This is a genomic window from Tateyamaria sp. (assembly GCF_039945315.1).
GTDB lineage: Bacteria > Pseudomonadota > Alphaproteobacteria > Rhodobacterales > Rhodobacteraceae > Tateyamaria.
Genome location: NZ_JBDUXB010000063.1, coordinates 117,141 through 131,161 on the forward strand (window position 1 = coordinate 117,141; position 14,021 = coordinate 131,161).

14 protein-coding genes are annotated in these 14,021 nt (G+C 55.8%); 1 reads left to right on the plus strand and 13 read right to left on the minus strand.

The window, feature by feature from the left end; genetic code table 11:
• Nucleotides 1-8: 8 nt before the first annotated feature.
• The 12 genes from ABJD00_RS21795 to ABJD00_RS21850 all read right to left on the minus strand — a co-directional run bounded on the left by ABJD00_RS21795 (nucleotide 9) and on the right by ABJD00_RS21850 (nucleotide 12,220).
• Entirely contained in the window at nucleotides 9-1,073 is a 1,065-nt protein-coding gene (locus tag ABJD00_RS21795; protein WP_413849274.1) for a 2Fe-2S iron-sulfur cluster-binding protein, read from the minus strand.
• Nucleotides 1,070-1,537, minus strand: coding sequence for a 1,2-phenylacetyl-CoA epoxidase subunit PaaD (gene paaD, locus ABJD00_RS21800; protein WP_413849276.1), 468 nt, complete (start codon nucleotides 1,535-1,537; stop codon nucleotides 1,070-1,072). Before paaD ends, ABJD00_RS21795 begins: the two co-directional genes overlap by 4 nt.
• Nucleotides 1,531-2,226, minus strand: a complete 696-nt coding sequence (gene paaC / locus ABJD00_RS21805; protein WP_413849367.1) for a 1,2-phenylacetyl-CoA epoxidase subunit PaaC — start codon at nucleotides 2,224-2,226, stop codon at nucleotides 1,531-1,533. The genes paaD and paaC overlap by 7 nt, the downstream gene beginning before the upstream one ends.
• Nucleotides 2,227-2,246: 20 nt before the next feature.
• Nucleotides 2,247-2,531: a 1,2-phenylacetyl-CoA epoxidase subunit PaaB gene (gene paaB / locus ABJD00_RS21810; protein WP_108836792.1), complete on the minus strand. Its 285-nt coding sequence runs from the start codon at nucleotides 2,529-2,531 to the stop codon at nucleotides 2,247-2,249.
• A 4-nt stretch (nucleotides 2,532-2,535) separates the two neighbouring features.
• A complete protein-coding gene (paaA, locus tag ABJD00_RS21815) occupies nucleotides 2,536-3,513 on the minus strand; it encodes a 1,2-phenylacetyl-CoA epoxidase subunit PaaA (protein WP_413849278.1) in 978 nt (325 codons plus the stop codon).
• A gap of 3 nt (nucleotides 3,514-3,516) precedes the next feature.
• Nucleotides 3,517-4,719, minus strand: a complete 1,203-nt coding sequence (gene pcaF, locus ABJD00_RS21820) for a 3-oxoadipyl-CoA thiolase (protein WP_413849280.1) — start codon at nucleotides 4,717-4,719, stop codon at nucleotides 3,517-3,519.
• Nucleotides 4,720-5,212: 493 nt separating this feature from the next.
• On the minus strand, nucleotides 5,213-6,550 hold the full coding sequence (locus tag ABJD00_RS21825) for a UDP-glucose dehydrogenase family protein (RefSeq protein ID WP_413849282.1): 1,338 nt from the start codon (nucleotides 6,548-6,550) through the stop codon (nucleotides 5,213-5,215).
• A 108-nt stretch (nucleotides 6,551-6,658) separates the two neighbouring features.
• Nucleotides 6,659-7,618, minus strand: coding sequence for a glycosyltransferase (locus ABJD00_RS21830; protein ID WP_413849284.1), 960 nt, complete (start codon nucleotides 7,616-7,618; stop codon nucleotides 6,659-6,661).
• Nucleotides 7,599-8,816: a glycosyltransferase gene (locus tag ABJD00_RS21835; protein WP_413849286.1), complete on the minus strand. Its 1,218-nt coding sequence runs from the start codon at nucleotides 8,814-8,816 to the stop codon at nucleotides 7,599-7,601. Before ABJD00_RS21835 ends, ABJD00_RS21830 begins: the two co-directional genes overlap by 20 nt.
• The gene (locus ABJD00_RS21840; protein ID WP_413849288.1) at nucleotides 8,813-10,165 is read right to left on the minus strand and encodes a glycosyltransferase; all 1,353 of its coding nucleotides are present in this window, start codon (nucleotides 10,163-10,165) and stop codon (nucleotides 8,813-8,815) included. Before ABJD00_RS21840 ends, ABJD00_RS21835 begins: the two co-directional genes overlap by 4 nt.
• Complete coding sequence (locus ABJD00_RS21845) at nucleotides 10,162-10,848, minus strand: ABC transporter ATP-binding protein (protein ID WP_413849290.1); 687 nt, start codon at nucleotides 10,846-10,848, stop codon at nucleotides 10,162-10,164. The genes ABJD00_RS21840 and ABJD00_RS21845 overlap by 4 nt, the downstream gene beginning before the upstream one ends.
• Before the next feature lie 10 nt (nucleotides 10,849-10,858).
• Nucleotides 10,859-12,220 (minus strand): capsule biosynthesis protein, encoded by a 1,362-nt coding sequence (locus tag ABJD00_RS21850; protein ID WP_413853712.1) that lies wholly within the window; start codon nucleotides 12,218-12,220, stop codon nucleotides 10,859-10,861.
• A gap of 92 nt (nucleotides 12,221-12,312) precedes the next feature.
• Between ABJD00_RS21850 and ABJD00_RS21855 the strand changes: the two genes are divergently transcribed.
• Entirely contained in the window at nucleotides 12,313-13,116 is an 804-nt protein-coding gene (locus ABJD00_RS21855; RefSeq protein WP_413849294.1) for an ABC transporter permease, read from the plus strand.
• A 13-nt stretch (nucleotides 13,117-13,129) separates the two neighbouring features.
• Here ABJD00_RS21855 and ABJD00_RS21860 read toward each other — a convergent pair whose 3' ends face one another.
• A complete protein-coding gene (locus ABJD00_RS21860; protein WP_413849296.1) occupies nucleotides 13,130-13,996 on the minus strand; it encodes a sulfotransferase family protein in 867 nt (288 codons plus the stop codon).
• Between the last annotated feature and the right edge of the window lie 25 nt (nucleotides 13,997-14,021).

Sequence of the window (14,021 nt, forward strand, 5' to 3'; positions counted from 1 at the left end):
GAGCCCTCTTAATGCTGATCGTAAGCGAGTGTCAGCGTGTCGCTGAGTGGGTAGCATTGGCAGGTCAGGACAAATCCTGCCTCAACCTCGTAATCTTCCAAGGCGTGATTGGTCAGCATCTGGTATTCCCCTTCCGTCACCTTGGCTTTGCACGTGCTGCAAACGCCCGCACGGCATGCAAATGGAGGGTCGAGGTTGGCCCCAATTGCAGCCTCAAGCACAGATGTATCCTTGGCCATCTCAAGGTGATGGGTGGTGCCGTCGATGGTGATATTGGCGCGCGTGTCGGGTGCGTTTTTACTTTTGTCCTTGATCGCCTGTTGCGCCAATCGCCCCTGTTGGCTAGCACCAAACAGTTCGAGTTTGATCTGATCCTTGGACAGTCCATGTGTCTCTAACGCGGCAGATATCGCCAGCATCATCGGCTCAGGACCGCAGATCAGGGCCGTATCGACCGATGCGATATCGATCCACGATTTGAACATAGCGGCACATTTTTCCTGATCGACACGACCCGAAAACAGATCAATGTCCTGCCCGGTTTCCAGAACATGGATCAGCGTGAACCGTTCCATGTAGCGGTTTTTGAGGTCTTCGAGCTCATCGCGGAACATGATCGTGTGCACGGCGCGATTGGCATAGATCAGGGTAAAATTGCTGTTGGGTTCGCGTGCCATAGCCGTTTTCAGGATCGACAGAATAGGTGTGATGCCCGATCCACCCGCGAAACCAAGATAGGATTTTCCCTTATCGGGATCGATTTCTACTCCAAAGCGTCCCATTGGCGGCATCGCGTGCAGGGTGTCCCCGACACTGAGGGCCGTATTGGCAAAGGTTGAAAATGCGCCGCCATTTACGCGTTTGACCCCCACCTGCAATGTGCCGTCATCAAGGCCTGCACAGATAGAATAGTTGCGCCGAAGTTCGGTACCGTCAAAATCCTGTTTGAACGTCAGGTACTGTCCTGGGGAAAAGGCAAAGGCAGCCGGATCTTTTGGCTTGAGTGTCAGCACTACGGCGTCTCGGATGGTGCGATGTATATTGGTGACGGTCAGGGGTTGGAAATCGGTCATATGCATTTGAAGTAGTCAAAGGGTTCCAGACAATCCGTGCAGCGCCACTGCGCTTTGCACGGGGTCGAGCCAAATTGGCTGATCCGCTCAACCGCCTTGGACTGGCAATGCGGGCAGTTCTGTGGTCCGCCTGCCGGTTGAGGCGGCGCGATGCCGTAGGCTTCCAGTTTCTTGCACCCGTCCTCTGACAGCCAATCGGTGGTCCATGGGGGCGCAATTTGCTTTTTTAGAGACACATTTTCGATGCCATTACGGCGCAGCGCCGCTTCGATCTCGAAATTGATTACGGATGTGGCGGGGCAACCGGAATAGGTGGGTGTCACTGTGATCTCCAGCGTATCGCCCTGCCATGACACATCGCGGATGATGCCCAAATCAACGAGGGATATCGCGGGGATTTCCGGGTCTGGTACTTCGGCCAGCCATTCCCATACGTCCGAAACGGGTGCCTGAGCGCCTACCATGTCGCATCCGGATAGCTGCGTGGCAGCGACTGCATCACAGCGAGCATATGGCCCAAGTGTTCAGTGTGGCGCATCCCGGTTTTGCCGCCCTGATGGGCGAAATCTGAAGTGGGAGCGATCAGTGTTGCCGCATCCAGAGTAGAATGCACATGAGCCTCAAAGGATGGACGCAGCGCCGCAACATCAGTCAGATCATCTGCGTCAGTGATGAACATTTCACCTACATAAGGCCACAGCCGATCCAAGGCGCCCTGCATACGTGCACGGCTTTCTTCTGTTCCGTCACCCAAAGCAATCATGGTATCGGTTGATCGCTCGCGGTGATACGTGACCTCTTTGAGCGACTTTTGAGCGATGGCTGACACCTCTGCGTTTTCATGGGGCGCAAGCGCGGTCAGTGCCTCGAAATGCCACGCGTCGAAGAGAAACTGCCGCATCATTGTAACCGCAAAGTCGCGATTGGGTTGTTCGACCAGAAGCAGGTTGTGGAAATCCCATGCGTTGCGGTGAAAGGCGAGGGCATCGGCGCTTGCCCCGGCTCCGCGCTCTGCCGCCAGTCCCAGCCACAGTTGGGTCTGGCCAATAAGGTCCAACGCGATGTTGGCCAATGCAATATCTTCTTCCAGCGCCGGGGCGTGGCCGCACCACTCAGACAGGCGCTGACCCAAAACCAAAGCGCTGTCGCCCATCCGGATGAGCCCTGTGACGCTCACATCGCACCTGCGTCGTCAGGAATGTCAAAAAAGCTGGGGTGACGATAAACTTTGTCATCCGCCGGGTCGTAAAGCGCGCCCTTGTCGTCTGGTGAGGATGCAGTGATCTCCGCTGCCGGCACAACCCAGATGCTCACTCCTTCTTTACGACGGGTATAGACATCACGTGCGTTCTGGATCGCATGGGCTGCATCTGTCGCATGCAAGGATCCTACATGCCTATGACTCAGACCGTGTTGCCCTCGGATAAAGACTTCGTACAGGGGCCATTCGTTGGACATCGTCTTACTCCGCCGCGACTTTGGGGACACGTTTCTTGGCCGCGTGGGCAAGGCGGGCTTCACGCACCCATGCGCCATCATCCCAAGCCTTTTGCCGGGCTTCGATCCGCTCGGTGCTGCATGGGCCGTTGCCTTTCAGCACGTCAAAGAATTCAGACCAGTCAGGGCCCGAAAAATCATAGCCGCCTTTGTCGTCGTTCCACTGCAAATCGGGATCCGGCACGGTCAAGCCAAGGTATTCCGCCTGTGGCACAGTCTGGTCGACGAACTTCTGGCGCAACTCGTCGTTGCCATTCATCTTGATTTTCCACTGCATGGATTGCTCGGAATGGACGCTTTCAGAATCTGACGGGCCGAACATCATAAGGGACGGGTACCAGAACCGGTTCAATGCATCCTGTGCCATGCGCCGCTGTGTCTCGGTCCCGTTTGCCATCTTCATCATGATGTCGAACCCTTGCCGTTGGTGGAACGACTCTTCTTTGCAGATGCGCACCATCGCGCGGGCATAAGGACCAAAGCTTGTCCGTTGCAGAGGTACTTGGTTCATAATCGCCGCCCCATCGACCAGCCAGCCAACAGCGCCCATATCTGCCCATGTCAGCGTTGGGTATGCGAAGATGGACGAGTATTTCATCCGCCCGTCGAGCAGCATTTCGATCAGCTCATCCCGGCTGACCCCCAACGTTTCGGCGGCGCAATAAAGGTACAGTCCGTGGCCCGCCTCGTCCTGCACTTTGGCCAACAGAATTGCTTTGCGTTCGAGCGTCGGTGCCCGTGTGATCCAGTTGCCTTCGGGCAGTTGGCCGACGATTTCGCTATGCGCATGTTGGCCAATTTGCCTTATTAGGGTCTTCCGGTAGCCCTGCGGCATCCAATCCTTGGGCTCAATCTTGTCGCCCGCGTCGATGCGTTCCTGAAAGGCAGCCAGCTGTTCGGGATCGTCCTTGGACGCTTCGGATTTGATCATCTGTGCATACATATCTCAGACCCTTTCGAGTATCATGGCCACACCCTGCCCTACGCCGACACACATGGTGCACAGCGCATAGCGGGTTTGGGTGCGTTGAAGTTGGTAGGCGGCTGTCATCACCAGTCGCGCGCCGGACATGCCCAGTGGGTGACCAATTGCAATGGCGCCCCCTTGGGCATTCACGCGCGGATCGTCGTCGGCCACCCCAAGGTCGCGCAAGGTGGCGAGACCTTGGGCTGCGAAGGCCTCGTTCAATTCCATGACATCCATCTGATCGATGGTCAGGCCCGCGCGTTCCAGCACTTTGCGGCTGGCAGGCACCGGGCCGATGCCCATGACCCGGGGCGCTACGCCGGTCGCGCTCATCCCAACGATCCGGGCCATTGGTGTCAGCCCATATTTTTTGGCAGCATTGGTCGAGGCAATCAGCAAGGCCGCCGCGCCGTCGTTTACGCCAGATGCATTGCCTGCGGTGACAGTCTTGTCCGCGCCGTTGATGCCGCGCAGTTTCGCCAAAGCGGCGGCATCTGTGTTTGGGCGTGGGTGTTCATCGGTATCCACGATCACCGGGTCGCCCTTGCGTTGCGGTATGGTGACCGGTGCAATTTCCTGGGCAAAGGCGCCCTTGGCCTGTGCGGTGGCCCAGCGGGCTTGCGAACTTGCGGCAAAGGCGTCTTGATCTGCACGGCTGACCTGCCAGTCTTCGGCAACATTGTCCGCCGTTTCAGGCATAGAATCGATCCCGTGGGCGGCCTGCATCGCTGGGTTCACAAAGCGCCAACCGATGGTCGTATCGAATACTTTTGCGCCCCTGCTGAATGGGGTGTCCGCTTTTGGCATGACAAATGGTGCGCGAGTCATCGATTCAACACCGCCTGCGATGACCAAATCGAGATCGCCTGCTTTTATGCCGCGTGCGGCGATCCCAACGGCGTCCATGCCCGAGGCGCACAAGCGATTTACGGTGATACCGGGCACGTCCACAGGCATTCCGGCCAGCAGAGCCGCCATGCGGGCCACGTTGCGGTTGTCCTCGCCCGCTTGATTGGCGCAACCCATGACGACATCGTCGATTGCTGACCAGTCGAGGGTCGGATGACGCGCCATCAGCGCGGCAATGGGCGCAGCGGCCAGATCATCGGCACGCACTTTCGACAGCGCTCCACCATAGCGGCCAATCGGTGTGCGTTGCGCGTCGCAGATCAATGCATCCATACCGTTCTCCTCCCCTTCGAATGTAGGCGAGGAGGTGAGTCGCGGCAATCAAAATGTTACGAATTACTCGATCAATGTAAAATTTTGTAACATGTGATCCGATCAAGACTGATATTGGTCCTGATATGACGCCGCACACTGCGCCACGACTTCCTTCATGGAAGCCTTTGGTGCGTACCCAATCAGATCGGATAACAACTTGCCGTTGACCAATTTTGCAGGGGTACCACCGGGTTGTAATTCAATAATGTTCTTCCGTGCCGTCTGACCTGGCGCGACCTCAATCGCTTGGAATAACTACATCAAGAGAGCGGTGGCGAAGTTGGCGATACTGACCCCGCCATAGGAACAAATGGCGACAGACTGTCGCCTTCCGTAATCTCAGAAATGCGTGCGGTCCTATGGACCAGTCACCTCCAAATTGTCCTCTAGAAACAGTTTGGAGAACGGTAGCCGATATAGAGAGAACCACCGATGATCAGAACGTGAAGCACTATCCGTCTGGTCCGATTTCCGTCGACCAGGCCGCGCGCCCGATGCTGTCATAGGCGGTGAAGCCGGCGCGTTTAGCGTCATGCGCGGAATAGATATTGCGCAAATCAGCCATGTGCGGGGTTGTCATGCGCCGCGCCAATCGCTTGAGATCGAGAGCGCGGAATTCGTTCCACTCTGTCAGGATTACGACCAGATCAGCGTTTTGGGCAGCTTTGTATGCGTCCTCAGCCCACTGCACGCCGGGAAGCAAAGCTGCGCCTTCATGGTGACCTTGCGGGTCCGTAACGCGAACTTTGGCCCCTGCACCTATGAGGGCGGGCACAATTGTGAGCGAGGGTGCATCGCGCATGTCGTCTGTATTGGGTTTGAATGTGACCCCAAAGACGGCGACGGTTTTGCCAGCCAACTGCCCGTCACACAAATCAAAAATCTTGTCGATCATGCGCCGTTTGGTTTCTTCGTTCACTTTGATCACCGTTTCAGTGATCTGCATCGGGACCGCATGCTCTTGTCCGATTCGGGCCAATGCCTTGGTATCCTTGGGGAAACAAGATCCACCATAGCCCGGACCGGCGTGCAGAAACTTGTTCCCGATGCGTCCGTCTAAGCCCATACCTTTGGACACCTGTTTGATGTCGGCTCCGGTGCGTTCGCACAGCGCCGCGATTTCGTTGATGAAAGTGATCTTTGTCGCCAGAAACGCATTGGCGGCGTATTTGATCATCTCAGCGCTTTCCAGATCGGTGGTAACGATCGGGAAATCCCGCAGGAAAAGGGGGCGGTAGATTTCAGCCATCACGTCCGCAGCGCGATCGTTCTGGACGCCGACCACGACGCGGTCAGGCTTCATGAAGTCGTCTATCGCTGCGCCTTCGCGTAGGAATTCAGGGTTGCTGGCAACGTCAAAGTCGAGGTCTGGATTGGCTTTGCGCACAACCTGCTTGACTTGCCGGTTGGTGCCGACGGGGACAGTCGATTTAGTGACGATCACCACATAATCTTTGGCCAGTTTCGCCACCTCTTCGGCCGCTGCCATCACATATGTCAGATCGGCGTGCCCGTCGCCACGCCGGGTCGGTGTACCCACGGCGATAAAAATAGCCTCCGCGCCTTCAACTGCATTGGAAAGATCAACGGTAAAAGAAAGGCGACCGGCCTCAACATTCTTGATCATCAGAGCATCAAGACCGGGTTCGTAAATCGGCACATCACCTTGCTTTAGTGTTTCGATCTTGGTGGAATCTTTGTCGACGCAAACCACGTCATGACCAAAGTCCGAAAAACAAACACCCGAAACGAGGCCGACATAGCCCGTCCCAATCACTGCAATTTTCACGATTGAACTCCATGAATTCTATGCTCTGGACCTGTTTTGTGCAGAACGCAAAGTAACGCAAGGCTTGAGTAACGCACACCCACACGACTCTGGGGACTGTGCCCAGTATCACACCAATCGAAACAAGACCGCAAACCACAGCGTGATCGTCCCGCCGACCGTTTGGCGGTACAAGCCAAGCCGTTTGAGCAACAGCATCCGTTTTAACACCGGCAGCGTCGAAAGTCGTGCAAACGATTCTAGCATTGCAAGGTGATCGGGGCGCAGAACCGCACCACAAGAGAGCAGGGCAGCAATATTGGTTTGATTCCACGCACGAAATTCCCCGCGCAGTAACTGAAGAAGCCGCCGCAATCGGGCATAGGCTGTGTCACTTACACCAATTTGGTTTGCCTCATGCTGACGATAGAGAAGGCTGGGCATGTCATCATGAACAACTTTCCCTCCAGTGCCGGTGACCAATTGATAGAGCCACCAATCGTGCACGACGACTGGTCCGACATGATTGACTGCCTCTAAGACGAGCGAAACTGCCGCCGGGTTTAAAACAATTGTGTTCCCGGCGGCGATGTTTTGCACCAAAGCATTGCGAAAGTGCGGGGTGCGTGGGCGAGGTGCGGACATTCGTCGTTTAGACAAATTTCGGCACGTCACCCACGTGCGGCTGCAGTATAGCGTCGGACGCCTTGGATCATATTGTCTCAACGTGTTCAGTGCCCGAGAGATCTTGTCTGGTAGCCAGACATCATCCTGATCAGAAAAGGCGATCCAGCTGGGAGAAACATCTTGGTTGGCAACGTGGCGCAAAAGCCTGAGGAAATTCTCAGAAGCCCCTTGCTGTGGGCCTTTGATGACTTTGACCTGTCCGCGAGGGTGCACGCTACCAAAGGTTTTCAAGACTTGCACGCTTTTGTCTGTAGACCCATCATCGCTGGCCAACAGCCGCCAATGGCAGTGCGTTTGCACGTCAAAACTGTTGAGTTGGGCCGGCAGTTTGTCTGCCCCATTATAAACCGCCATTAGGATATCAACGGTTTCGGCCTTTGGATCACGCGGCGGCAAGTACATCCTCCACAACCTGGTGGAATGCGCGCGCCTGATCTGCGTATCCGGCAACTGGCGTTTGCGCCTGAGCCTTTGGATGTTGTGTCAAAGCGGCGGCGAGCCGTTTTTGCAACGTTGATGCAGGTGAACCAATCGGAATTAGGTCTGCGTTGCGGGCAGCAGTGTGTTCTACAGTTCCACCACTGTCCGTTTGAATGACGTCGATCCCACGTGCCAATGCCTCGCGGATGGTGAGGCCAAATGTCTCTTTCCACTGGGACATGAACAGCAACACGTCGATTTGGGCATAAAACCCATCCATGTTTTCCTGTTCAAACCTCGGGCAGATCTCCCAATCTCCCCGAAGCCCTTTTGTATGTGCAGATGTCCACCACGTTCCGTCTCGGCTGCCGTCCACCAGAAGAACACGAAAGTCCTCTTGCCTGAGCAATTCAAAGGCCGCCCGTATTGTGGGCCAGCCCTTGATTTGGGATGGGCCGCCAACAAACCCGAATGTCAGGCGCGGATCACGTGCGCGTCGTGCCCCCTGTGCGTCCGAAAAACCAAAACCGGGCAACCGCACGCCGTTTTCCAGCACAACTCCTCGTCCGGGCGCAAAGCCGGAAGACGAGACCAGGTCATATGCAAATTGGCTGGGATAGGTCACGCAATTGGCTAGCGCGCCCATCATTCTGAGGTGTTCAAATCGTGTGCGTGCTTCGCCCATGTCGATTGCGCAAGCGCGGCAAGCGTCAATGCGTACTGGCGATTGGCCACAATAGGTTCCGTCCGGACGGATCATGAACTGCCGTTCACAAATCCACCAAAAGTCATGGACGCTAAGAATGATAGGAATGCTTCTCGCATGGGCGGTCTGAAGGATGCCCGTGCCAATATCCTGAACGCAGTGGACATGTACCAAGTCAGGATGCAGCCCGTCCATCAACTCTCCCAAAAGTGCGGCGACCTGTGGGTTGTTGTACATCTCGTGATAGCTGCGGTTTTGCGGTACGTTGATGACGTAATTCACGATGCCGTCACGCTCCGATTTTGTCACCGTATACGTCTCAAGCTCCGCCCGGGTGCACAGAGACACTGCTGTAATTCGGTAATCCCCGCGCGTAACAAGCGCCTTGGCTAGTTCTTCGGCCACAATCGTCGCGCCCCCATAGGTAAAGGGGGCGAAAAAGACGTTGGCCAGTAGAATATGGCGTTTGTTCATCGCTTTACCCACTCTAGGATCTCGGGATCAATGATGTGCGTGCTGGCTTGCCCACTCCATTCCGTCTCAAGCGTTTGCCGCGCGGCTTCGCCAATTTGAGTCGCTCGATCGGGCCTGTTGGTCAGAAAATTGAGATACGTCAGCCAATCCTCCGGGTTTTGCGCGATGTAACCTGTTTCGCCATGTGTAATCATGGACGCCATGTCGCCAACAGGGCCTACAATGGACGGAACAGACACCGCAGCGGCATCAATTACACGAACTGCGCTCTTGCACTGATTGAACAGGTCATTGGCCAAAGGCATCAGTGCACAATCTGCGCGGGCGAGGGCTGCCAGATAGGCCTCATATGTCGAAAACGGCATGGCATCCGTGCGCGCCAAGAGAGCCTTTGGCAGGGTGCCTTTGTTGATGTGTCCGAGCATCAAAAGGCGGCGTTTGGGCGCGGCCATAATGAACGGTTCGATCACGTCTACAATCTCGGCAAGGTCGACCTCATGTCCTTTGGAACCGCTGGCAAAGGCCACACGAAATGCACCATCCCTCGCTGGTCGCCGAGCACGAGCACGTGCGCCTTCAGTGAGTGTGACAGGGTCGGCAAAATTGCGGCGCACATGGATCGGGCGCGACGAATATAGGGCTGCGTGCTGTGCCAAACCGGGGGTGGAGACTGAGATCAAATCGGCCCCATTCATCATTGACATGTACCTGGGCGCTCGCGCGACAAAGTGCTGCTTCATCATCGGGTCGATCGCGTTCATGTTCCCATAGGTCTCATAGGCGGACACGGAAAAGAGCGGGTCGTCGATGTCATAGAGGATCGGTAAACGCAGTCGCCGCGCCTCGTAACGCAGCATCTCCGTCAACGGCGTGGCTGGTAGGCGATACTCAACCAAATGTGTGGCCAGACTGAGCAGTCGAGTGACCCTTGGCAGGTCTTCGTAATGGGCAAACTCACAAGCTATATCCTGTGCGTGCCAAAACCCGGCTAGCTGTTCGACCCGGTATTTGCGGCATTGCGGCAAGTTCAGATCGCCGATGATGGCAACAAAACGGTGGTTGGTATCGCAGCGCGGTGCGTTGACGTGGAATGCGTTTCCGCGCGCCAACTCTTGCCAGATACCATGTAGATACTGAGGAGATTTCTGGGACGAATCTGTCTTTTCTCGCAAAACTGTGTGGGCTGATCCGCGCCACTGCATGCCAAGGAAATGTCGCGCCTTGGCGATAGCGAGGCGCCATCCGTCCTCATGGACTGCTGTCCAAAAGCGACGCAGATGAGGTGGACGAACCGCTTGCCTCAGGACCCGCATAAAGGATGCGGCAATGTTCGTATCTATTGCTGTCATGATGCCAACCGCGGTTGATGTGCTGACGGGTTGGCAAGGTTTTCAGTATGATGCTCAAGGGCTGCATCAGCGTCCGAATAAATCGTCGCCTTCCCGTTTTCGAGCACCGCAGCCATGTTGCAAATACGCCGGACCATGAACTCTGAATGCGAGACGACGATCGCCCCGGCAGTCCGCCGTCGGTCGTCAAAGACCCGCACGCTCTTGTCCCGGAATGCGCCGTCTCCGACGGATGTCACCTCGTCGACCAAGTATGTGTCAAACGGGATACCCATCGACACGCCAAATGAGAGTCGGGCCCGCATGCCAGATGGATAGGTGCGCAACGGCATCCTGAAATGCGAACCCAGTTCGGCGAAATCCTCAACAAAATCGACCAGCTCGTCCGTATCGACGCCATAGAGGCGCGCCACAAAGCGTGCGTTTTGCAAACCGGACATATCCGGGTGAAAAGACCCGGAAAAACCGACAGGATAAGAGATCGAACCACTCGATAGCACCTGTCCTGAGGTGGGGCGCATCGTGCCTGCGATCAGCTTCAGCAGGGTGCTCTTTCCGGCGCCGTTACGTCCCAGCAGCGCCACACTGGCACCCGTAGGAAAGGTAGCACTTAGTGAGTCCACCACCCGTTTGCGTCCGCCTTTGATCCAAAACACTTTGGTCAAACGGTCCAGTTCAATCATCGCCTTCCCCCTATCGTCGGTCGCGCAGGCTATAGAAAACGAGGCTGAGAATGCTCCAGCCAAGAAAGCTACAAAGCGCAACGAGTAGAAGCATCTTGAGCCGTTCGGGATATTCGGCCTGTTGCGCCAGCGTCGGGCGAATGTGGGCCGCAAGATAGCGGCTTTGGCGCCGTGCCTCGGCCAGTGCTGCATCATGAGTGGCCAAGGCGCTGGTATAAGCAGCCTCGGCAAATTCGCGGTCCACCATGAGCCCCTCATATTCCCCAACTAGGTCTGCAAACACGACACCTTCTTGAGCACCCGCTCCCAAACCAAGCTTGCGTCGTTCAGCGTCGATACGCTTTTGAATGACGTCAACGCGCCGCGTCGCCTGTGCGATACGAGGGTCGCCAGACCGGGTCGTGTCTTGCAAAAGATCAAAATCGATTAACGCCTCAGCCAATTGACGCTGCCGAGTCACGAGGACGCCCATTTGATTTCGGGTGTCGATGTCGGGGTCCACGATCTGTGTGCGATTGCGAAACAGGGTGAGGGCCTGACGCGCCTCTTTCAAACGGTCCGAGGTGACGGTTAGTTCGTCGCGGGCATAGTTGATCGCATCGTCCCGTGCGGTGTCGGAAAGCGCGTTGATCAACGCGGTGCTTTCTTCCACGATCGCTTGGGCTACAGCTTGAGCGTCGGCGGGGTCAAAGGCCAGAACCCTCACGTCGATCAGGCGTGTCGCGCTGTCATAGATGATTGATATCTTGCGCTGCCAATGGGCCAACAGGTCCTCAATCGTTCCGGTTGGATCGTAGGCAAAAAGTGGGTCGTTATTGACAGTCACCTTGCTCCACATCTGAGCCAGATCAAGACGATCATTCACTTTTGAGACCAATTCCTGGCTGGTGAGATAGGCAAACAGGATGTCTGTATCTACGGTGCTGGATCCGGATAGTTCCGTGACTCCGCCCAGTAGTTCAACGGCTGACCCTTGTTCTTCGGAGCGGACGGAAAACGCGAGGTTCGAGGCGTATTGGTCGGCGGCGAAAGTCCACAGGTAATAACCGGCCAGTGTCACTGGCGTTACAAAGAACAAGACGAAGGACAATGTCAAAAACCGGTGCCGCCCCCGCGTCCGTGCAGGGCGCGCTGGCGTTGGACTTGGAACGGTATGCGGTACAAATGAACCAGATATCGTTGCTTTAGGCCCGGCCTCTGCGGATTGGACAGGCAAGGCAGTTGCGGGTTCGGCGTCCGATGACAAATTTCTGGCGTCCGACGTTATGCGTTCGATTGTCGCTTCGGTACGCTGTTTGGCACGCAGAATCCGCGGTTTTCGCGTCGGATGTTCGACATCCGCTGCCGCTGTTTTCATGCTGCTTTGTGCCATTCTGGCCGAATCCACCGCGAGTTAAGTGTTTGTTCTTCTCACTTGGCTAGCGTGAACGTCTTAAGATTTTCTACAGATGCGAGGGGAAACAGATGCATCTCAGTTCCGCACCGGTGATCGTCGCCCACAGCATGCGGTTTTCGACGTTGCGCGCCGTATTTGCGCTGATCTTGCGTGAAATTTCGACAACCTACGGGCGCTCTCCGGGTGGATATGTATGGGCGATCCTGGAACCGGCGGCAGGCATTGCGTTGCTGACGTTGATTTTTTCTGTTGGGTTCCGCAGTCCGCCATTAGGCAGCAATTTTGCCTTGTTTTACGCGGCGGGTCTTCTGCCGTTCCTGATGTATTCGGACATCTCGGGCAAACTGGGCCAGACGATACAGTTCAGCCGCGCGCTTCTTGCCTACCCCCGTGTCACGTTTCTGGACGCGTTGACGGCCCGACTCCTGCTCAACATGCTGACGCAATTGGTGGTGCACGGGCTGGTGCTGAGCTTTATCCTTGTTATGCAGCAACCTGATACAACATTTGACGTTTCAAAGATCGCGCTGGCTTATGTGATGCTGCTTGCACTTGCCTCTGGAGTGGGAGCGTTGAACAGCTTTCTGACGCTTGCCTATCCAGTGTGGCAGACGGCATGGGCAGTTTTGAACCGCCCGCTTTTTCTGATTTCCTGCATCTTTTTCAACTTTGAAATCGTACCGCAACCTTACGCAGATTACCTTTGGTTCAACCCGCTTGTGCATGTGGTGGGCATGATGCGCGATGGATTTTATCCATTCTACCAGCCAACTTATGTATCGGTGATGTACCCGATTGCGCTGGGTGGCGGTCTTGGATTGGCTGGACTGTTCCTGCTGAACCGGTATCACCGGGACATCCTCGATAAGTAGGTTCGGGTGGCCGTCAGTTGTGCCAACTGTCTGGAATCGAGTACCCTTCGGCTTCGACTTCGGCATTGATGCGGACAACGTCGTCAGCCACCATATCAGCAAAGAAAGCCGGCATTGGTCGCTTCACGCTTTCAGTGAAACGTTTTTCCAACAGCGATTGCGGATAATCAAAAGGCGCCACGCCCAGAAACCGTTCGATATCAGCCAATGTGCCACGCTGATTGGCGTGCAGATCTTCATAAAATATGGCCTTGAACTGATCCGGCTGCAAACCTGCGCGTGCGCGGCGCAGAACGGCACCGTATTCCGCGTTGTCCCAGATATGGGGCTGGCGCAAAAAGATCTCAAAATCGTGCGGGCCCCACTTATCCAGCTTTTCTGCACAGCCCGTCACTTCGAGGTGGAACTTGGTATGGCTCCAAAGCCGTTTGACCGGATGGCGCAGTGTATAAAGCACCCGCAATTTTTGGCAGTTGTTAGAAATTCGCGGCCAGGCCTCGGCCGGGAGATGCGCGTTCAGGTTGGAGAAATCGCAAGCGTAGGTCTCGTGATCGCGCAACTGGAACAGGTTGCGATACCACAGATCATCCACGGGCCGATCCAGATAGGAAGCGATCCAGCGCAGGTTGTGACGTACCACGTCCAGATGGCTGGTTTTGGGATCAAAGCGCGGGATGTAACGATCATATGCCTCTTTCAGCCGACGCTTTTCGCTGAGCTGATTGGTGTTGACGAAGTGGTGATAGAAGTAGTGAATTTCTTTCTCCATCGCGAAATGCAATTCAGGATGGCGGCCCAAGACGGCATAAAGCCACGTGGTGCCAGCCTTCATCGCGCCGATGCTGAGAAACAGATTCTCGAATGGTTTGGGTGTCTGCATGTTGCCGACACCTTTCGTCGAATTG

Excerpts from the sequence above, each read along its gene's own strand:
- paaA (WP_413849278.1), bottom strand. The coding sequence starts at position 3,513 with ATGTATGCACAGATGATCAAATCCGAAGCGTCCAAGGACGATCCCGAA.
- pcaF (WP_413849280.1), bottom strand. The coding sequence starts at position 4,719 with ATGGATGCATTGATCTGCGACGCGCAACGCACACCGATTGGCCGCTAT.
- paaB (WP_108836792.1), bottom strand. The coding sequence starts at position 2,531 with ATGTCCAACGAATGGCCCCTGTACGAAGTCTTTATCCGAGGGCAACAC.
- ABJD00_RS21845 (WP_413849290.1), bottom strand. The coding sequence starts at position 10,848 with ATGATTGAACTGGACCGTTTGACCAAAGTGTTTTGGATCAAAGGCGGA.
- ABJD00_RS21855 (WP_413849294.1), top strand. The coding sequence starts at position 12,313 with ATGCATCTCAGTTCCGCACCGGTGATCGTCGCCCACAGCATGCGGTTT.
- ABJD00_RS21830 (WP_413849284.1), bottom strand. The coding sequence starts at position 7,618 with ATGTACTTGCCGCCGCGTGATCCAAAGGCCGAAACCGTTGATATCCTA.
- paaD (WP_413849276.1), bottom strand. The coding sequence starts at position 1,537 with ATGGTAGGCGCTCAGGCACCCGTTTCGGACGTATGGGAATGGCTGGCC.
- ABJD00_RS21860 (WP_413849296.1), bottom strand. The coding sequence starts at position 13,996 with ATGCAGACACCCAAACCATTCGAGAATCTGTTTCTCAGCATCGGCGCG.
- ABJD00_RS21850 (WP_413853712.1), bottom strand. The coding sequence starts at position 12,220 with ATGGCACAAAGCAGCATGAAAACAGCGGCAGCGGATGTCGAACATCCG.
- ABJD00_RS21795 (WP_413849274.1), bottom strand. The coding sequence starts at position 1,073 with ATGACCGATTTCCAACCCCTGACCGTCACCAATATACATCGCACCATC.
- paaC (WP_413849367.1), bottom strand. The coding sequence starts at position 2,226 with ATGGGCGACAGCGCTTTGGTTTTGGGTCAGCGCCTGTCTGAGTGGTGC.
- ABJD00_RS21835 (WP_413849286.1), bottom strand. The coding sequence starts at position 8,816 with ATGAACAAACGCCATATTCTACTGGCCAACGTCTTTTTCGCCCCCTTT.
- ABJD00_RS21840 (WP_413849288.1), bottom strand. The coding sequence starts at position 10,165 with ATGACAGCAATAGATACGAACATTGCCGCATCCTTTATGCGGGTCCTG.